Source organism: Streptomyces sp. R44 (assembly GCF_041053105.1).
Lineage (GTDB): Bacteria > Actinomycetota > Actinomycetes > Streptomycetales > Streptomycetaceae > Streptomyces.
The window spans coordinates 6,523,342-6,543,651 of record NZ_CP163444.1 but is presented as its reverse complement, the minus strand read 5'-3'; the positions used below and the strand labels follow the sequence as shown (position 1 = coordinate 6,543,651).

10 protein-coding genes are annotated in these 20,310 nt (G+C 75.7%); all 10 read right to left on the bottom strand.

Annotation, left to right across the window (positions count from 1 at the left end; all coding sequences use genetic code 11):
- Window positions 1-10: 10 nt before the first annotated feature.
- On the bottom strand, window positions 11-2,533 hold the full coding sequence (locus tag AB5J54_RS30585; protein ID WP_369147127.1) for a hypothetical protein: 2,523 nt from the start codon (window positions 2,531-2,533) through the stop codon (window positions 11-13).
- Window positions 2,530-4,848, bottom strand: a complete 2,319-nt coding sequence (locus tag AB5J54_RS30580) for a hypothetical protein (protein WP_369147126.1) — start codon at window positions 4,846-4,848, stop codon at window positions 2,530-2,532. Before AB5J54_RS30580 ends, AB5J54_RS30585 begins: the two co-directional genes overlap by 4 nt.
- Entirely contained in the window at window positions 4,845-7,448 is a 2,604-nt protein-coding gene (locus AB5J54_RS30575) for a hypothetical protein (protein WP_369147125.1), read from the bottom strand. The genes AB5J54_RS30580 and AB5J54_RS30575 overlap by 4 nt, the downstream gene beginning before the upstream one ends.
- Entirely contained in the window at window positions 7,445-11,221 is a 3,777-nt protein-coding gene (locus AB5J54_RS30570; protein WP_369147124.1) for a tubulin-like doman-containing protein, read from the bottom strand. Before AB5J54_RS30570 ends, AB5J54_RS30575 begins: the two co-directional genes overlap by 4 nt.
- A 22-nt stretch (window positions 11,222-11,243) precedes the next feature.
- Window positions 11,244-13,664: a VWA domain-containing protein gene (locus AB5J54_RS30565; protein ID WP_369147123.1), complete on the bottom strand. Its 2,421-nt coding sequence runs from the start codon at window positions 13,662-13,664 to the stop codon at window positions 11,244-11,246.
- Window positions 13,661-14,179: a Pycsar system effector family protein gene (locus AB5J54_RS30560; protein ID WP_369147122.1), complete on the bottom strand. Its 519-nt coding sequence runs from the start codon at window positions 14,177-14,179 to the stop codon at window positions 13,661-13,663. Before AB5J54_RS30560 ends, AB5J54_RS30565 begins: the two co-directional genes overlap by 4 nt.
- Window positions 14,176-15,849 carry a hypothetical protein gene (locus AB5J54_RS30555; RefSeq protein WP_369147121.1) on the bottom strand — a complete coding sequence of 558 codons (1,674 nt, stop codon included), beginning with the start codon at window positions 15,847-15,849 and terminating at the stop codon, window positions 14,176-14,178. Before AB5J54_RS30555 ends, AB5J54_RS30560 begins: the two co-directional genes overlap by 4 nt.
- Window positions 15,846-18,263: a hypothetical protein gene (locus AB5J54_RS30550; protein ID WP_369147120.1), complete on the bottom strand. Its 2,418-nt coding sequence runs from the start codon at window positions 18,261-18,263 to the stop codon at window positions 15,846-15,848. Before AB5J54_RS30550 ends, AB5J54_RS30555 begins: the two co-directional genes overlap by 4 nt.
- Entirely contained in the window at window positions 18,260-19,060 is an 801-nt protein-coding gene (locus AB5J54_RS30545; RefSeq protein ID WP_369147119.1) for a hypothetical protein, read from the bottom strand. The genes AB5J54_RS30550 and AB5J54_RS30545 overlap by 4 nt, the downstream gene beginning before the upstream one ends.
- Before the next feature lie 79 nt (window positions 19,061-19,139).
- Complete coding sequence (locus AB5J54_RS30540; RefSeq protein WP_369147118.1) at window positions 19,140-19,865, bottom strand: Crp/Fnr family transcriptional regulator; 726 nt, start codon at window positions 19,863-19,865, stop codon at window positions 19,140-19,142.
- Between the last annotated feature and the right edge of the window lie 445 nt (window positions 19,866-20,310).

Genomic DNA, 20,310 nt, shown 5'->3' with positions numbered 1-20,310 from the left:
GTTTCGACGCTCAGGTGAGCCACTGGGCGACGCCGATCAGGAGGATCGCGGCCACCAGACCGCCGATCAGCAGCGCGGCGCGGCGCAGGAAGCGCCGGGTGTAGCCGCTGCCGAGGTCCTCGCCGGGGGAGAACGCGGGCGCGGGGCCGTGCGGAGTGCGGGGCAGGCCGTACGCCTCCTTCAGGAGCGAGAGCCAGACCGCGTCCGGCAGCCCCGGGCGCTCCCCGTCCACGATCAGCCAGAACGCCTCGCAGGCGGACGGCTCCGGGCTCGTCCGGAGCCGCGAGAGCAGCTCGGCGACCGTGCCGACCGGGGCGTCGCCGCCGGCGAGCAGCGGGCGGACCGCCCAGCGGTACAGCTCGGCGGCGTTCGCCGCGCGCTGCTCCTCCGCCGGCTCGGAGCGGTCGTCCCGCGCGGCGGGCGGGGCGACGGCCCACAGCGCCCTGGAGATGGCGACCTCGCAGAGCTCCCGGCGCAGCGGATGCTCCCAGGACGGCAGGCGCCGGGCGATCTCCTCCAGGAGGACGGTGACGACGATGTACGCCTGGTGCTTGCGCAGCGCATCGAGCAGCTCGCGGTGGCCGGCGGCCACGACAAGCTCCCGCGCCTCCTCCGGGCTGCGCACGTTCGGCAGCTTGTGCACGAGCGAGGTCTCCGCCTCCCGCTCCCGCCTCCCCGGCCCCCGCCGTGCCCCCTTCCCGGGCCCGGTCCACTCCGGCCGGACGCGCGGCAGTACGGGACGGGGGTAGGCGACGGCACCGGGCGCCGGGCGGGGTGCCTCGGGTGCCGACGGGGGCTCGGCGGGGTAGGCGGGCACGGCGGCCGCGCCTCCGTCCGGGGCACCGGGCCTGCCGGGGGTCTGCGGCTCCCCGTCCGGGGCGGGCGCCGTACGGCCGGCCGGGCGGGGCCGGGCATCAGGGGCGGCCGGGTACGACGAGCCCGGCGGCTCGGGGTTCCCGCCGGGCGGCGAGTCGGGGTACGCGGGGGTGGGGGCGCCCTGGCGCCGGGGGTCCGGGCCGGACCGGTGCCGGGGGTCGGCGCCGGACGCGTCCCGGGAGCCCGGCGTGCGCTGCTCCCGGGGGTCCGCCCCGGACTGGTCCCGGGAGCCGAGGGCGTCCTCGTCGCGGGGGTCGGGGCCGGACCGCTCGTCCCGACGCCCGGCCGAAGCCGGGGTCCGGGAGCCGGGGGTGTACCGGTCCCGCAGCCCCGAACCACCCTGCTCCCGAGAAACCGGGGCGTCCCCGTGCCGGGGGCCGTGGCCGGACTGGTCCAGGGAACCCGGGGCGCCCTGGTCTCGCGGCCCCGAACCGCCCCACTCCCGAGAGCCCGGGGTGTCCCCGTACCGGGGGCCTGATCCCTCCTGGTCCCGGGAGCCCGGGGCGCCCTGGTCGCGGGTGCCTGCCGTGTCCTCGTACCGGGGGCCTGCGCCGGACCGGTCCCGGGGATCCGGTACGCCCTCGGAGCCCGGGCCGGGCTGATGGCGGGGATCCGGAGTCCCCTCGTGCCGCGAGGCCCGGCCCGCCTGGTCGCGGGCGTCATGGGTGCCCTGCTGCCCGGAGCCCGCGCCCGCCTGGTCCCGGGAGCCCGTCGTGCGCTGGTCGCGGGGGGCCCTGGGCGGGCGGCCTCTTCCGCGCGGGGCGCTTCCGCGGTGGTCCAGCGTGTCCAGGGTGTCCGCCGCTCTGGCCGCCGTGTCCAGGAGGGGGCCCCGGTGGGTGGAGGCCGTCGTGCCGAGGACTCTCGCGACCACGTGGTCCCGGCCGTGCTCCTCGATCTCCGCCAGGTGGTGGCGGACCAGCCGGGTCGCGATCTCCTCCGCCCGGTCGCCGCACCGCTCGCGCGGGTCGACGCGGCGCCGTTCGGTGTTGCGGCTCGCCGCGCCGGACCAGCGGCCGACGAACGCGAACTGGAGCGAGGGCAGTTCGACCGTGTCGTGGGTGGCGAAGGTCCACGGGTGCCGGGTGACCGCGCCGACGATGCTCTGCAGGCCCCAGAGGACGGGAGGCGCGGTGTCGCCCCGCTCGTCGAGGATGGTGAACGGCCCCTCGGGGTGCCGCAGGAACTCCGCCACGGCGCCGACGAGTTCCTCCGCCACGTAGGGCAGGCGCCGGTCCAGCTCGGCCAGCCCCCCGCCGGGGGCGAGGGCCTCTGCCGGGACCACCGGCAGCCGGCCGCGCGCCCCGGCGGCGTGCGCGGCGCCCTCCCACTCCCAGCCGTGGAGCCCGAGGCACACGAAGGGTTTGAGGAGGCTCGGCGCGCCGACGAGGGCGTGGCAGAGCACGGACGTCCGGCCGTCGGCGTCCGTGAACGGCACGCGCCGGATCAGCATCACGTATCCGCGCTCCCGGAGCCGTATCAGGGCCGGCCGGATCTCGTCCCCGCTGGCCCGCAGCACGGGCCCGGAGACCCGGAAGAGGTTCTCGGCGTCGTCGCGCGGCCCGGACCAGGCGACCGGTCCGAAGCCCGTGTTGCCGGTGAGGTTCTCGCTGTCCCAGCGGAAGACGATCTGGTCGGCCTCGTGCTCCGTCCGTGTCATCGGACGATCCCCTCCATCGGTTCCGCCCCGGGCAGCAGCCCGCACAGGGCGAACAGCGACAGCAACGGCGCGAGGACCCGGCGCGGCCGGGCCCCGTGCGGAAATCGGTCACCCCGCGCCTGCCCGCCGGTCGCGGCGACGAAGTGCAGCGTGCAGTCGACGCAGTCGTCGAAGGGTTTCAGCCAGGCGGCGCCGGCGTGATGGGCGAGGAAGGCGTACGCGTCCCGGCTCTCCTCCCGGGCCGCCGCCGGGTCGTGGCGGCCGGGCAGCGCCCGGCCCAGCCAGCGGTCGACGACCGGTTCGAAGCGGACGAGGTCGCTCTTGTTGACGGCGAGCGCGGCGGGCGCGGCGACGAGTCCGCCCTCCTGCCGGGGAATGCGGTTGAGCACGGTCGTGAAGGCCTCGTCGCCGAAGTCCCGCCGCCGCAGCCCGCTCTGTTCACGCACGGGGTCGAGCCCGGGCAGCCGCAGGGCCCGCAGCGGGTCCAGGACGAAGACGAACGCGTCGACGCCCATGAGGAAGCGCCCGACCTCCCCGTCCTGCGCGAGGTCCTCCCCCGCGAGGTCGAAGAAGACGACGGGCCGGGGCGTCGCGCCGCCCGCCTGGACGAGGAGACCGTCGGCGAAGCGCGCGAAGGTCTGCTGTCCGGTCCGGCCCAGCTGCCGCCCCTCCTTGAGCCGCTGGACCCGGTCGTGCACGAAGGTCCTGTGGGCCTCGGGGTTGAGCGGCCGGCATTTGAGTCCGTACGGTTCGAGGCCGCCGAGCTCGACCTCGCCGAGCATGGCGGCCAGGAGGTGCGTCTTGCCGACGGAGGAGCTGCCGACGAGGGCGATCGACAGCGGCTCGCCGTTGGTGAGGTAGGGGACGGGGAGTTCGTGCTCCTCGTCGCCGTCCACGGTGTGCGGGCACAGGTGGTAGGCCTTGCGCAGGGCGTCGGCGACATGGCCGGGCCGGCGTTCCGCGCTGAGGTCCAGCCGGATCCGGTTGCCCTTGGCGTCGATGGTGACGAGCAGCCGTTCGTCGTACTCGACGGGGAGCAGGCAGTACGGACACATCCGGTTCCGCGAAGCCGGGAGCGGAGCCGGGTCCGGCGGGGCGACGGGCTCGGCGGGACGGTAGGAGTCGCCGCCGAAGATCCGGTCGCGCAGCGAGGGACGCCCGGGTCGTGGGCTCGGCGGGGGCGGCTCCTCCGGGTCCCGGTGGGGTGCGGTGGCCTCGCGTTTCCGGGCGATCTGGCGGTCGTACTCGGTACGCCACCGGTCGAGCGGGTCGGCCGCCCCGACGTTGCCGGCGAGCGGGTCGGGGACGTGCAGCAGCCGCATGAGCTCGGCCGGGTGGGGCCGGTCCGCCGCGCGCGCGGCGAAGAGCCCGCTCTGTCCGAGGGCCGCGAGACGGCGGTAGTCGGCCAGGTCCGCCGGGGGTCCCTCGCCCCGGTCGGGGCGGCCGGAGAGCAGGTAGTAGGCGAGTTCGGCGACGGACCACAGGTCGTCGCGCGGATCGGCGGCGCCCCGGCCCGCGCGCTGTTCGGGCGAGGCCCAGGGGGCGCCGCCGAAGGGCTCGCGGGCCTCCCCCGCGCGCTGCGCCGCGTACGGTTCGCCGAGCCGTACCCGGGCGCCGTCCCACCGTACGGTGTCGGGCGCGATGGCCCGGTGCACGAGCGAGACCTCGCCCAGGAGCCGTACGGCCATGGCGAGTTGGCCCGTGATGCGTTCCTGGTCCTCGGCGCCGAGGCGCCCGGCCCACTCGGACAGCGGGCGGCCCGTCGGCGGCCGGTACAGCACGAAGGGCTCGGCGGCGGTCAGGTCGAAGCCGACGATCCGCGCGAAGACCGCGCCGAACCTGGCCCCGCCGTACCGCCGTTCGAGCGCGACGGCGGCCGCCACCTCCCGCTCCAGTCGGCCGTACGCCTCGGGGTCGCCCTGTGCCGAGGACGCCAGCCGGTACTGGAGGACGTGCGAGCCCTTGCCCAGGGTCACCCGGCGCGCCAGGACGCCGGGACGGCCGGGCGGCCGGTGGTCCTCGCCGTAGCGCACGGCGAAGCGGACCGGGTCCTCCCGGTGGGTGAGGAACTCCAGCTCCTGGTAGTACGGATGGGTCGGCGTGGTCGGCTCCCTCAGGTGATCGGGGTGGTCCGGGCCGATCGGACGGTTCGCATCGCCGGGATGGACCGGGTCCGTCGGGTGGTGCGGAGGATGCGGGCCGCTCGGGCCGCTCGGGTCGCTCGGGTCGTCCAAGTACCGCGGATCGCTCGGATAGTTCGGATGGTTCGAGTCGCTCGGATGAGTCGAGTCGCTCGGGTGGTTCGGGTCGGTCACGGTTCTCCCGCCTCCTCGGCGCGGACGGTGTGCACGACGTCCGCGCGCAGCGGTACGAGACGGAGGATGCCGGCGTGCCGTCCCGCGCCGGTCCACACCACGTCCTCGGCGGCGCCCCGCCAGATGTCGTCCCCGGCGGCCCCGCGCCGCATCGCCTCGGGCACGAACCGGACCTGCCGTGCGGCGAGCGGATCGTGGGAGAGCAGCCGCAGGTGCTCGGGGCCGCACAGCGCGACCGTGCGGCCGGGGTCGTCCTCGGCCAGGAGCAGCCGGGCCACCGCGTCGGCGGCGACCCCGGTGAGACGGGCCGCGTCGGGCCGGTCGGAACGGTCGGTGAAGGCCGCGAGGGAGGTCAGCGCGTCGGGGTCGCGCAGGCCCTCGTACCGGGGCGGCGGCGAGGCCGCCACGTCCCGCTCCAGCCGGAGCCGGGTCTCGTCCAGGAGCTCCGTGATCCGCTGCTCGTGACCGGCCCGCGCGAGGGCGCCGGGATCGCGCTCGATGCCCGCCCAGCAGCGGTCCAGGATCAGGACGGTCCCGGCGATCAGGTCGCCGACGAGGGTGTCGACGAGCGCGGGGCCCCCGTCCCCGTACCGCCGCTCCAGCCATCCGGGCGCGGGGAGCGGTACGTGCGCGGGCGGGGGTACGTGCGCGGCGCGGGCGAACGGAGCCGGCTCCGGCTCGGCCACCGGCGGCTCCTCGTCCCCGCCGGGCCGGCGGTCGTGCTCCACCCGGTCCCCCAGGGCCTCCGCCCGGTCCCCCCAGGCCTCCGCCCCGTCCCCCCAGGCCTCGGCTCCGTCGCCCCAGGCCTCCGGCCCGTCCCCCCAGTCGTCGGCGTCGTCCTTCCAGTCCTCCCAGCTCCAGGACGCCGTACCGGAGTCCCGGACCGGCGGCGGCTCCGCCTCCGGGCGGGCGGCCGTCCGTGCCGCGTGCGGCTGCCCGTGCGCGTCGGCGGTCTCCGCGAGGCCCCGGAGCAGCCCGGCCACGGCTCCCGCCCCGGCCGAGCAGTGGTGCCGCACCTCGGCGAAGAGCCAGTCGTGCACGGCGGTGGTGACCACCAGGGTCTGGATCTCCCGCAGGATCCGCCAGGCCTCCTCCGGGTCGGCGCGCATCCACCAGTCGTCCACGGCCCGGCTCCAGTCGCGCAGCGCGAGCAGGACGACGGCCGCCACGGACACGGTCGCCGCCACCGCCCCGGCCCACACGGGGAGGCCCAGGAACTGGCCGAGGCCCGCCCCGGCGAGGCCCCCGAGCAGGCCGCCGAAGAGCCGGGGCGCCGCGCCCGTGGCACCGCCGCCGTCGATCCGGCCGTCGGGCGAACGGTTCGGTCTGCGGCGCAGCATCAGATGGGCGAGTCCGGCGGCCAGGACGCCGACGGCGGGGCCGAGGACCCAGCCGAGCAGCGGCCAGACGCCGGCGAGCAGCGCCAGGAGCCCGGTCACGGCGAAGGCCGCGGGCCGCGAACCGCCCGCCGTGAAGGGGTACCGGGCGCCGAGTCGCCGCAGCCGCTCGGGACCGCAGATCGCGTCCAGCCGGGCGAGCCGGGCCGCGCTTCCGACGGGCGCGGTGCGCGCGGACAGCGCGGAGAGACGGGCCGCCACGGACCGCAGCGGCAGCCCCTTGCCGATCAGGTCGTGGGTGAGGTCGCGCAGCGCCGGGACGATCCCGGCCCGCGAGATCTCCCGCGGCAGCTCCGGCAGTTCGACCCCGCGGTCCCGCAGCACCCCCCGGTGCTCGGCGGTGAGCCGGGTGCCGCCCGCCGCGCCGAACGCGTCCGCGACGGCGGTACGGAACCGGTCCAGCTCCTCCGTCACCCGCTCGATGTCCGCCGGCAGGTCGACGGACCGGCCCGCCCGCGTGAGCAGACCGGCCGGTCCCCGCACCCGCTGGTAGCCCTCGACGGCCTCGCCGACCGCCGCGTCGCAGGCGGCGAGCCTCGCCCCCGCCCGGCCCTGAGGCGGCAGCCACTGGTGGCCGGAGAGGGAGCGCGGGACGCCCTCGTCCAGGAGCAGCGCGAGCGCGCCCGGCACCTGGTCGGCGGAGACGTTCACCGCCGGGACCTCGGGTCCGGTGAGACCCTCCACGGCCTGGCGCCAGGCGCGCGCCCGGGCCTCGTCGGTGAGGTCGTGCTCCAGGACCCGCACGGCCGGCACGGCGACGCCGTGCACCACGCCGCCGAGGGCGCGCAGGACGGCGTCGAAGACCTCGGGCGTGGACAGGACCTCGACGAGCGGGCGCAGCACGGCCTCGCCCGGGACGCCGTCCTCCGTGGAGTCGAAGACCCACAGGACGCCGGCGGCGGGCGGGCGGAGGGTGAGGGTACGGCTCAGGGTCCGCCCGCCCCGGCCGCCGACCGCCAGGCAGACGATGTGCGCGGGGCCGTAGGAGGAGAGGCGTTCGTAGAGCAGCTGGTGGGCGACGAGCCGGTCGGCCTCGTCGACGACGAGGAAGCGCCGCTCGCCGCCGGGCTGCGGGACGTCCAGAGCGGCACGTACGACGGCTTCGAGCCCGTACGCGCCGTCCGTCGGCATCCGCAGGTCGAGGCAGACGGCGTGGCCCGGCAGCGGCCGTTCGGGCAGGACGGGAAGGACGTGGGGGCTCACTCTTCCTCACCGGCCCTGTCGCGGCGGTGCGGCTCGTCGTGGGCGGGCCCGGACCCCGGGCCGTGACCCGTCCCGTAACCCCTCTCGTCATCCGTCTCGTAGTCCGTCTCGTAGTCCGTCTCGAAACCCGTCTGGTAACCCGTCTCGTAGCCCTCGTCGTCGGGCCCGAAGGCCGGCTCGGGATCCAGCTCCCAGTCGCCCTCGTAGGCGGACGGCGGCGGTGGGGACGTGGGCCCCTTCGCGTACGCGGAACGCGGATCGCGCCGACCGTGGTTCCCACGCCCGGCACCGTCGTCGTACCCGGACCGCGAGTCGTGCGCCGGGCCGTCGTCGTACCCCGACCGGGACTCGTACACGCGTCCGTCGTCGTACCTGGACCGGGACTCGTACGCGCGCCCCTCTTCGTACGCGCGCCCGTCGTCGCGCAACTCCCCCGCATCGGTGTCGCGCCCGAGCCCCGACTCGTCGTCCTCGTAGTACCGGGGCCGGGGCGCGTACCCGGCGCCCGACTCGTACCGGGAGGGGGACTCGTACCGGGGACGCGGGCGGGGCTCGTGGCGGGCCTCGGGGACGTACCCCTGCCCCTGCCCCTGCCCCTGCCCCCGCCGACGCCTCGGCTCCTGGCCGCGCCCCTGGCCCTGGCCCCGGCGGGGCCCGTGGCGTTCGTAGAGGGCGCGGAGGGTCGCACGGGTCGGGCGGACCGCGGTCGGGAAGCGCATGTCGAGCGCGCCCGGGTAGGTGACCGACCAGAAGTGGCGGAGCGGCGCGAGCCATTCGCTGTCCGCCTCGCCGTACTCGGCCGCGATCTCGTCGATGAGGGCGAGCTGGCGCGGGGCGACGTTCTCCACGAAGTGGGTGAAGAGCGGCGACGGGGGCGCGGGGACCTGGGCGAGGCCCTGGGGCAGGGCGCGCATGAGCCGTTCGCAGAACTGCTCGATGATCTGCCCCTCGTCGAGCAGCGCCCAGCGCTCGTACGCGCGCAGCAGCCCCGCCCAGCTGGAGAGCGAGCCGTCGAAGCCCTCCAGGCGCAGCGACATGGTCGCGCCCTCGCCCTCCTGGAGGCGGATCCGGACGAGGTCCGGGGAGTCGGCCCGGCCCTCGGCGGCGATGTGGCCGTTCCACATGGCGCAGAGCAGCCGGTGGAGGATGCGCTGCCGGTCCTGTTCGGTGGAGACGAGCCAGTCGTCCTGGTAGCCGAGCCGCTGGCGCCAGTGCAGGAAGTCCTCCTCGCCGCTGGAGTCGCGGGCCTCGGACCAGACGCTGAGGACGCTGCGGACCTCGGAGATGTCGGTGAGGTTCATGCCGCTGCGGAAGAAGACGACGGTGATGGAGTCGGTGTCGACGGCCCGGCACTCGGGGAACACCCGGGCGGGCAGGTTGAGTTCCTGCGCGAGGAAGCCGGCGGCGCGGCCGTCGGACTCGCTCGCCGGGTGCACGATGAGGATCTTGAGCGGGCCGCTGCCGTCCGGGATGAAGCCGACCGGGAGGAGTCCGGCGAGCCGGGAGCGGAACTGGTCGAGCCAGCGCGGGTCGACCTTCGCCTCGGCGGTCTCGTCGCCCGCGGCGGCCCGGAGCAGCAGCTCCATGGAGGGCAGCAGGGGACGGGCGAAGACGTCCTCGTTTGCCTCGCCGAAGAGGCGCTTGACCCGCCGCTCGACGACCTGCTTGATCTCCTTCACGGCCGCCCCGGGCGAGCGGCGGACGGCGTCGAGGGCGCGCCGCCAGTCGTCGGGCGCGACCAGCCGGTCGAGGAGGGTCGCGGCGTCGGTGGTCTCCGGGAGGCCCTCGCTCTGGGCGAGGCGGTCGATGACGTCGTCGTAGAAGGCGCGCAGGGTGTTCTGCGGGGGCAGCAGGTAGGCGATGCCGGCGCGGTCGTCGCGGTAGAGCTCGCGGCGGCTGTCGGCGAAGGACTTCGCCTCGTCCTGCTCGTGCGCGCGGAGCACCTTGGCGAGTTCGGCGACCTCGGCGGTGACGCGGTTGAGGGAGGGCCGCCACTGGTTCTCGCCGGCCTGCCAGCCGCGGTGCCACAGGACGCGGGCGCGCCACTGGTACCAGGCCTGCTGGGCGGCGAGGGTGTCCTGGACGTCGGGGTCGGTCCACCGGGCCGGTACGACTCCGCCGACGCTGCGCTTGATGTGGGGGATGTTGGGGGCGGCGGCCTGGACGTTCGGGGGCCGCTCGGGCTCGTTGCGCCGGTTGTCGAGCATGCCGGTGAAGCCCTCCCTGGCCACCCGGTCGGGGTGGCCGGGCAGGCCGGCGAGGACGGTCAGCAGCTGGAACGGGCCGACGAGACCGAGGAGTTCGCGGGCGCCCGAGCCGGGCCTGAAGTCCTCGGTGAGGCGGGGGATCTCGCGGGAGAGCTGGACGTCGAGGCGCTGGAGGGAGTCCTCCATGTCGTTGAGCCGGTGCCGGAGCTCCTGGCTGATGTCCCGGCTGCCGCGGGGCAGTTGCTCGGGCAGGGGGACGTCCGGCGCCTCGCGGCTCCACAGCCGGCCGATGCCGGAGCGGGTGAAGAGGTCCCGGACCATGTCCTGTCCGTCCCGGGCGGGTCGGCGGGCCCGTTCGGCCATGCCGCGGACGGCCTGGGCGAGGAGCCGGGCGGCGACGATCTCGGCGAGGTCGTCGACGGGCACGGTGAGGGAGGCGGCGAGGCTGGTGGACATGCCGCGGTAGCCGATGCCGGAGCGGGCCGGGGTCGAACGTTCCACGGCCTTGTTGATGAAGCTGGCGGCGAAGGACTGGTAGTCGTCGTCGGAGCGGTTCCCCGACCCGGTGTCCTCGCCGAGTTCGGTGCCGATCAGCGACATCACCATGGCGGTGATGGAGCGGCGCAGGTCCTCGCTGCCGATGACCGCCGGCTTGGAGAAGAGGAAGGCGGTCTGCATGGTGGCGGGGCGCAGGGCGACGACCCCGTCGCCGGGGTAGGTGACGCTGAGCCGGCCGCGTTCCTCGACGTCGCCGACGGTGTCGAGGGCGTCGGGCACGTTCTGGTCGTCGACGAGCCGCGAGAGGTCCACGAGGGCGCGGGCGGCGTTGAGTTCGGCCTCGCGTCCGCCGCCCGCCTCGGGCGGGAACGCGGAGGGCATGACGACGAGCGGGTAGATCTTCACGCCGGGCACCTTGGCGTTGCGGAACTCGTGCCCGATGAGGTGGATGAAGTCGTAGAAGATGCCGGCGCCGGTGCCGCCGGCGACGGAGAAGGCGACGAAGACGTCGCAGCCCCGGATGCGGCCGCCGCCGACCCGCTTGAGGTCGCCGGCCGCCTGCCCGATGGCGCCGATGGCCTCGCGGAGCTGCCGCAGGACGGGTTCGAGTCCGGAGCGGAGGGTCGCGAAGAGCGCGGAGCGCCCGACGGTCGGCAGCTGTCCCGCCCCGTTGTTGAGGGGGGCGACGCGCGGCTGGCGGGCCTGCGGCGGCAGCCAGAGCCGGGTCTCCTCGTGGAGGGAGACGCGCAGCATGCGGGTCACCTCGGGCGAGGAGTCGAAGTCGGTGGGCAGCAGGTCGCGGACCATGCGGGAGGTACGGGCGAAGGCGGCGCCCTCGGCGCCCTTGGCCCGGAACTGGGGGTAGCCCAGCAGCTCGCCCTCGCTGAAGTCGGCGTAGACGAACTGGAGGCAGTCGGGCAGCTGGAAGGGGAGCCGGCGGCCGCCGTCGACGAGGTCGGTGCCGTCGGGTCCGCACAGCTCCCGGCGGAGCTGACGTTCGAGCTCGGTGCCGATCTTTCCGCCGGTGCCGCCGAGTCCGACGAAGAGCATGGGCTGGTAGATCTTCATGTCGTCTCTCCTCGGTGCCCGTTCAGAAGTTCACGTCGTAGGTGTCGGCCCCGCCGGTTCCGGTCGCCCCGGAGGAGGAACCGGTTCCGGGACCGGCGCCCGATCCCGTATCGGGGCCGGTGCCGGCGCCGGGGTCCGCGCCCGGTCCCGTGCCGCCGCCGCGTCCCGTGCCGGGGTCGGGCCGTCGCGGGGGCCGGCTCCTGCGCGGGGTGGGCACGCGGCCGCCCTGGACGACGAGTTCGTGCTCCCCGAGGCCGATCGGCTCGCCGGGCCTGACCGGCACCTGCCCGCCGCCCCGGGGCCGCAGCAGCAGTTCGCCGGAGCCGGTGCGGCGCAGTACGTGGGCGGTGGAGGCCGCGGCGCCCCGGACGTGGCGGAGCATCGGCGACCCGCCGTACGGCTCGTCGACGGTGAAGGAGAAGGTTCCGTTCTCGCTCTGCCCCTTGCGGATGATCAGGACGAACAGGGAACGGTCGCCGTCGAACAGTTCGAGCTTGATCCCGGTGAGGTCGCGGCGGCGGCGCCGGGCGACGAGCCGGATCCCGGTGAGGACACCGAGGACGAGGACGAGGACGGCGCCGCCGACGACGGCCTTCCACCAGCGGTCCCACCAGGTGGGCGGCGCCACCACGAGGACGTCGAGGAAGGCGGTGTCGAGGACGGTGTCGCCGTCGCCGGTGTCCACGACCGCGACCCGGCCGCCGAGTTCGCCGAGGGCCGTGCCGGCCGCGAGGGTCACCGTGAAGGGGACCTGGGTGCTGCGCCCCGCGACGGCGGTGACCCGCGTCGGGGCGAGGGTGAGCTCGGCGCCCGGCGTCTGGTCCTGGAGGGCGAGCTTCAGGGTGTGCGGCGCGGAGTCGTTGTTGGTGACGTCGAGGGTGCCGCGGACGGTCTCGCCCGGGTGCACGGTGACGCGTTCGACGGTGAGCCCCGCGGTCAGCACCGGTACGTCGGGGCCGCGCCGGGCGTGCACCGGGCGCCGGTCGGAGGTGATGCCGGGCGCGGCCATGCGCGTGACGAGCTCCAGGTCGCCGGTGGCCCCGGCGGGCAGGGTGAAGGTGCCGGTGAAGCGGACGTCCCCGGCCTTCGTGTCGGGGGCCCGCCCGTCGTCGGCGAGCTTGAAGGTGAAGGGGGTGAAGCCCGCGCCGGCGACCTCGGCCGAGGCCGTGAGACCGGCCAGCTGCTGCGGATCGGTGATGACGACGCCGCGCCGGGTCTGCATCCGCACCTGCACGGTGACCTTCTCCCCCGCGCGCGGGGACGCCGGGTCGAGGGTGACGTCGGAGCGGAGGCGGCCCTGCCAGATGGCCCGGACGGCGACCTCCCGGTCGCGGTGGCCCTCCGGCGCCTCGATGTGCACGCGCCAGCGGCCGGGCAGCGGGTCCTTCACGCGCAGCGCCTCGACGGGCCCGTCCTGGCCGCTCACCTCGAAGGTCGAGCCGTCGAACTCGCCCCGTACGGGCACCTTGCGGCCCGCGGGGTCGAAGTAGGTGACCCGCACCTTCGGGTCGTGCTTGGCGACCGTGAGGGAGCCGTCGGTGGCGATCGGCGGGATGGTCACGGTCAGGTCGGCGGGCGGTTTCCCGACGGTGCCCTCGGCGATCCGGGCGCAGCGGGCGGCGGCGAAGGTCTCTTGGAGCGCCTTGTCGATCTCGGCGGAGGTGCCCACGACCCGCATACGGGGGACGGACCCGGAGATGTCGGAGCAGGCGCCCCGGTAGCCGCCCTCGGCCATCGCGGTGAGCGCGGAGCGGTCGATCTCGCTGCCGAAGCCGAGCGGCCAGATCTGGACGCCGGCGGCGCGGGCGCGGGCGAGTTCCTCGGTGAGCCGCCGCGCGCCGTTGGACTGGCGGGTGTCCCGGTCGGTGCCGTACTCCGGGCTGTCGGCGACGTCCAGTTTTCCGTCGGTGAGCAGGAAGACGACCTTGGGCACGGCCGGTGTCCTGGTCCCGCCCTCGGTGAGGCGCGTGACGGCCTGCCGGACGGCGGCGGGGAAGTCGGTGCCGGGTCCCATGCGGGCGGCGTCGCGGCGGCCCAGCCGCTGGACGCAGGTGCTGAGCTGCTCGCGGCCCGCCGCGTCGGCGACGGTGAGCGGGCAGACGTCGTTCACGGGCGACTGGCCGGGCTTCTCGGAGCTGCCGAAGCCGATGACGGTGGCCCGGGAGCGCTCCGATATCTCGCCCTGGCTGAGCAGCGCGGCGGCCTCGGTCTCGCGCGCCAGGTCCTTCTCGGCGAGGCTCGCCGACTGGTCGACGACGACGGCGAAGTCGATCGGGTCGGGCCCCTCGGCGGGGTCGGCGACCGTACGGGCGGTGGTGAGGGCTGTACGGGGCGCGTCGAGGGCCCCGGCGGCGGGCGCCCCGAGCGGGCCGGAGAGCGCGAGGAGCGCCCCGGCGAGGAGCAGGGCGCTCCCCTTGGTGTTCCACTGCATCTTCTCTCTCACCACAGTTCGCTGAAGAGGGCCAGGAGGGCGCCGAGCACGAGCGCGAGCACGCCCAGGCGCAGCCACCGGTACTTCGCCGCGAGCACGAGCCCGTGCACGCCGGCCTGTTCGAGGAGCCAGTCGGTGGCGTCCGTGCCGGACGCGCCGAGCCGTTCCCGGAGCGCGGGCGCGGACGGGCCGGCCGTCAGCTCGCGCAGGAGCGTGCGGTCCGCGCCGATCCGGGTGCGCGGCAGGACGACCGAGACGAGCATCAGGACCCCGGCCGTCCACAGCGCGCCCGCCGCGAGGAGGAACGCGAGTCCGGTGCCGGCCGTGGGCAGCGGGGCGCGGTCCCCGGAGAACACGACGGCGAGGAACGCGAGGGCGCCGGAGAGCAGGATCGCGGCCTTGGTGTCGGCCCGGCCGATGTCCTCCCGGACGGTGGCGAGGAGCCGTTCGGCCATGAACCGCAGCTCCGCGGGCGGTACGGGGGCGGGGACGGGGGCCCGGTCGGGAGTGGGTTCCGGGGTGCTCATTCGTCGTCCCAGTCGTCGAAATCTGCGCTGGGCCGGGTGGACCCGGTGGGCCGGCGCGGCAGCTCGCGGCTCTCGCGGTCGTAGGGGTCGTCGCGGTCGTACCGGTCGTTCCGTTCGTACGAGTCCGGCTCGTAGCGGTCGCGGCCGTCGTCGAACCGGTCGTCGCGACGGGTTCGGGACCTTCCCCGCTCCCGCTCGGAGCCCGACTCGACGCGGGTCGGTTCGTAGATCCGGGAGTCGCGCGGGGCCTCCGCGTGCTCCTCGTCCCGTGGCGCGCGCCGGGCGTCCCGGTGCGCCTCGTCCCGTGGCCCGCGCCGGCCGTCCCGGCGCGCCTCGTCCCGTGGCCCGCGTCGGGCGTCCCGGTTCTCCTCGTCCCAGTCCGGCTCGCTCGGCTCCGGGGTGCCCTCCTCCAGGGCGCGGCGGCGCCGCGGCGTGTCGCCCGAGGGGTTGAGGACCCGGTCGGTGATGCCGCCGAGGACACCACCGGTCTGGGACCGCAGGTACATGAGCACCTGGTACATCTGCTCGCCGATGTCGTGCCGTTCGAGGACACCGGTGTCCAGGAGCCGGCTGAAGACCCGCAGGTAGTCCTCCTGGCCCTCGCGCCGTTCCTGCTGGAGCTGGGTGCGGATCTCCCACTGCTTGTCGGGGTGCATCGCCATGTGGTGGGCGATCTGGGCCAGGTCGCCGCGCCGGAAGAGGGTCTCCAGTTCGCGGGCGCGCTCGGCGACCAGGGCGCGGTCCGCCGCCTCCCTGCGCCGCTCGGCCTCGGCCTCGCGCTCGTCGGCCTCCATGGTGACGCCGACGATGTCCCGGCGGGAGACCTCCGCCTTGACGGAGTCGTCGAGGTCGATGAAGACGAGGACGCGGGTCCGCAGCCCGATGTCCCGGCCGAAGCTGAGGCGTCCGGCGGCGAGTTCCTCGCGCACGGCCTCGTCGGCGCGGTGCGCCTCGGTGATCCGGAACCGCCGGGACAGCCTGCGCAGGCCGTCGAGCAGTTCGTCGTGGAGCAGTTCGGCGACGTCCTCGACCTGTTCCTGGACGACGAGGTGCGGGTCGGTCACCACCCACTGGACCTTGGCGACGGCGTCGAAGAAGACCCCGTCCCCCGCGGCCGGCAGCTGGAGCCGGAACTCGGTGACGTTGCGGCCGAGCCGCACCTCGAAGATCGTGTACGGGTAGCCGAACAGCGGCTTGTTGACGTCCTCGGTGCGGTCCGGCCAGACCACCCGGTGGCCGCCGTTGCGGTAGAGGAGGACGGCGGCGACCTTGCCGCTGCGACGGCGGTACGGGGGCGCGTACTCGCCGATGAGGGGGCCGCGCGGCCGTCCCGAGGCCGCCGCGTGCCGGCGCCCCGGGCCGCGCGACTGCTCCGGCTCCTCGTCCGGTACGCGGTCGAGGTCGAGGTCCTGGTCCTCGTCCCCGTCGCGGCCGCCGGAGTGCTGGCCGCCGTTCTGCCGCTCGTACGGCCGGGGCTCGTACCGCTCCTCGTACCGCTGCCGGTCCCGCCGGTCCCGCTCCTCGTACCGCTCGCGCCCGTCGCGTCCCTGGTACCGCTGCCGCTCCCGGCCGTCCCGTTCGTCGTACCGCTCGCGCTCGTCGCGGTCCCGCTCGTACCGGCCCGCCCGCTCGTCCGGCCGCGCGTTCCTGTTCTGCTCGGGCCCGGTCATCGGTTCGCTCCTTCCGTCACGGCGTCCCACATCCGGCGCGCCGCGCTTCTGTCCAGGGGCCGGTCACGGTCCCGGACCAGTTCGTTCAGCAGTCCCCTGAGCCGGTCCCGGTCGCGGCGGTCCACCGCGAGGCGCGGCAGGAAGGCGCGGACGTGCCCGAGCGCCTCGGGGTCCTTCGCGGCGCGCCGGAGCATGCCGCCGAGGGCTTCGAGGGCCGCCTCTCCGGAGCGGGCCGTGGTGAGCGTGTGCCGCAGCAGCCGCGCGAGCTCGGGCGCGAGCTCGGGCCGGGTCGCGAGCAGCGCGACGAGCAGGGGGCGGGCCGCGTGCTCGTCGAGTTCGGGTACCTCGCGCAGCCCCCACAGGTGGGTGGTCCGGGTGCTCAGCGCGCGGATGACGGCGAGGTGGACCAGGTTGGCGAGGTTGAGCCGGCCGTCGCCGAGCCACTGGTGGAGCCGGTGCAGCACGGGCTCCGGCTCTCCGGAGGCGAGCAGCCGGGCCACGCTGAAGGAGGCGGGCACGAGCACGTCGACGTCGGTCGCCTCGCGGGTCCTGACGACCCGGGCGAGGGCGTCGAGCGAGCCGGGGACGCTGCCCGCGGCGAGGACGTAGCCGTGGGCGAGCAGCGCCGTCCGGACGAGGGTGTCCTCGCCCGATGCGGCCCAGTCCTTGAGGACGGCGGCGACCGCCGGCCGGACGCGCGGATCGCGGGCGGCCTCGGCGAGCGCGGTGGCGGCGGCCATCCGGGCCCGCGGCTCGTCCGTCACCGCCAGCGGCACCACGAGCTCGCGGAAGCCGTGGATCCAGTCCCAGGAGCAGAGCACGCCGGCGGCGACGGAGGCGCGCACCCACACCTCGGGGCGCGGGTCGTCGCACAGGGCGCGCAGCCAGCGGGCCACCGGGCCGCGGACGTTGTGGTAGCCGTGCCAGATCTCGCCGAGGACGGCGGCGGCGAGCGCCTCGCCCTGGAAGCGGACGGCCCGCACGGGCACCTTGGCGGGGCCGAGGTCCAGCTCGCCGTCCTCCAGGACGGCCCGGGCCTGCACCGGCCGGTGCTCGGCATGGGTGCCGAACAGCCGCCGCCCGGGGGCGTGGTCGGGGTCGAGGGTGACGGCGAGTTCCCAGGCGAGGAGTTCGGCGGCCTCGGCGGCGAGGCTGTAGGCGGAGCCGTCGAAGACGGCGACGGCGATACGGAACGCGCCGGCGTTCAGGACGGGCAGCGCCTCCGGCAGCGCGCCGGGGCGGTCGGCGCCCGCGAACCACTCACGGGCCTGGGAGCGGACGAAACTGGCGCACTCGGCGAGGAGTTGCTCGTCCGTCATCTCCCCGCGCCAGTGCCGGGCGAGGTGGTCGGCGAGCCGGGCGGCCTCGCGGGGCCGCAGCTCCTCCAGACCGAGGGCCCGGACGACGTCCGCCCGCCCGGCACGCGCGCGTGCGGCGCCGAGGGCCCCGTCGGGCTCGGCGCGCAGCAGGTGCCAGAGGTGGCGGTGGAGGACCTCGTCGGCGGGCGGGGGCGCGCAGTACATCCCGTACCGGCCGCGCAGGAGCCGGTCGGCGAGCTCCCCGTTCTCGACGAGGACGACCCCGAACGCGTTCCGGCCGCGCAGCAGTTCGCCGAAGCGGTCGAGGTGCAGTTCGGAGAGGCGGGTGGCGGGGCGGCGGGCGACGGCGCCGTGCTCGCCCCGGCCGGGGCGGGCGGGGCGCGGCTCGCTCTCGGTGCGGACGTCCTCGGTGAGCAGTTCCAGGAGGTGGCCGCCGCCCTCCTGGAGGACGTCCTCGGTGATCTCGTCGACGCCGTGCCGGGGGTCGAGGCGGAAGACCTTGCCGCCGGTGAGTTCGGCGAGGAGGGCGAGGGCGGTGGCCTTGCGGCCGCTGCCGGGTTCGCCGCAGAGGACGAGGACCCGGTGGTCGCCGAGCCGGGCCCGCATCCGGGCGTACCCGGAGGTCGCGATGTACACCCGGCCGAGGTGGTCGAGCGTCTCGGGCGGGACGGGGCCCTGGACGAAGAGGGCGCGGTCGGAGCCGTAGAGGGCGAAGATCTGGTTGCCCTCGAAGACGGTGCCGTCGCCGTGGATGGTGGTCAGCCGGTCGGCTCCGCCGCTCGTCCAGGTGCGGACGGCCCGGTGCGCGGTGGCGGCGCCGCCGGTGTCGCTCTCGCCGCCGAGGGGACCCTGGTCGGCGGCGTCGAAGACGCTCGGCTCACGCGCCTGCTCACCGGCGGGGTCGCCCCGGTCCCGGTCCCGGTCACCGCGCTCGCGGTCACCCCGGTCACTCCGGTCACTCCGGTCGCCGCGGTCACCGCCCCGGCCCCCACGGTCGCCCCGTTCGTGCGCGTCGCCCCGGTCGCCCCGGTCGTCCCGGTCGTGGCCGGAGTCGGGGCTGTCGTTCCCGGTCGCCGACTCGTCCTCGTCGCTCACTCCGGTTCACCCGCCCCCGCGCCCGCGGCCGGGCCCTTGCGGATGCCGGTGAAGTCCCCGTGGATGGTGTTGCCGTGGACGTCGAGCAGATCTCCCCCGACGTGGTACGTACGGTTCCCGCCACCATTCAGAGGCGTTGGGCCGTCCCCCCGCAACGGCCCAACGCCGGTCCGTGAGCCCGCCTCTGACGCGGTCAGCGGCGGGGCCGTGCTGCGCGGTACGTGGAACCACGCGGTCTCATCGGTCTCCTTGGACCGGACGCGGGCCGGCCGGTAGTGGGCCGGTTCGACGTAGGGCCCGCCCTCGGCAACCACGTTCCCGTACAGCCAGTCGGAGACGACGACCAGGAGGTCGACCTCGGCGCTCTCGGTCATGATCTGTTTGGCGGGGGCGCTGTCGCAGAGCCGGGCGGCGAGGTCCACGGCCCGCCCGACGAGCCCGTGCGCGTCCTGGGCGACGAGCCCGGCGTTCATGCCAATCCGCAGCCGCAGGCGCCGGCTGCGGCCCGTGTTGTGGGCGCGCAGGCTCTCGTAGAGGGTGTCGATCCACCGCCCGACCATGAGGGTCGGCGGCACGTCGGGGCGCAGGGCGGCCAGGATGCCGTCCCCCCGGTCCTCCTGGTGGAAGGTGCCGGGTTCGACGCCGACGGAGCCGTACGCCTCGTCGAAGGCGGCGTACATCGCGGCCCGGTGCAGCTCTTTCTCGGCCATGCCCAGGGTCCCGGAGCCCACGATGTCGCCGAAGACGACGAACCGGTGGATCCCGCCCGCTACCCCGTTCACTTCCGCACTGCTCACTCTCGGACTCCCTGTGTGTGGTGCCGTGGTGGTGCGCGTGTTCAGACTGGCCGCCTTCCGCGGCCGGCGATGTAGCCGTTTACACACCCGGCGGAGATTCGCCCGCCGGGTTTCCGCCGGGGCGTGCGCGCCCCTGCGCGAGCAGCACCAGGACCCGCATGTCGATGACGACGACGGTGCGGTTCGCGGTGCGGACGACGTCCTGCTCCCTCAGCAGGCGCAGGGCTTTGGCCACGGCCTCCCGGGTGGCTCCGATGGCCGCAGCCAGGTCGTGCTGGGGCAGCGGGAGGTCGAGCACGGTGCCGCCGTCGGCCCGTCGTCCGGCGCGCTCGGCCAGCTCGACGAGGCGGGCGGCCAGGCGCTGGAGGACGGTCTCGGAGGCGAGCGCGCGGCGTTCGACGTCGGCGCTGCGCAGCCGGGTGGCGAGCTGGCGCATGATCAGCGCGGTGGCGTGCGGGCGGGCGGCGAGGAAGCGCCGGAACCGGTCGCCGGAGACGGCCACCGCCTCGACCGTGCCGAGGGCGGTGACGCTGGCGCTGCGCGGGCCGCGGTCGACGGCGGCGAGGTCGCCGACGACCTCGCCCGCGCCGCGCAGGGCGAGGATGAGGCGGGAGCCGCGCTCGGTGCCGACGGAGACGACGGACCAGCCGGAGAGGAGTGCGAGGACGTAGGCGCTGGTGTCGCGTTCGCGGATCATCACCTCCCCGGGTTCGTAGACGCGCCGGGCGCCTTCGGCGAGCAGCGACCGCCGGTCGGCCGCGGGGAGGGCGTGGAGGAAGGAGCGGTCCTGGCCGAAGAGACTCATCACCGCTCACCCCCGTACCGTCCGCGGGCCCTCCGGGGAAGACCGTCCGCCGGTGGCCGACCGGCGTGTTCGCGCGTGTGTTCCCACCTCATGTGGCGTACTGCGCCACACTATTGACGCTGTGTCACGTCATGGGGTGAAGAACGCTAGAGGGTGCGGAAGAAACGCGTCAACGAGCACGGGGGGCGCAGGGGAGCGCCGTCGACGCCACCCCTGCGCCCCCCGCGAGCGCGACCCGGCGGTGTTCGCGAAGCCTTCGTGAAGCCTTCGCGAACACCGACCGGAATCGCCGCTTCGCCGCGGCGGTCCGGCCCGGGCCGGGGACGGCACACCGCACGCGCGCACCGCGCACCGCGCACCGCGCACCGCGCACCGCGCACCGGCCAGGATCCGCGGCGCGCGGGCGCTCGGGCGCCGGCCACGGTTCGCGGCGGGCACTCGGGTG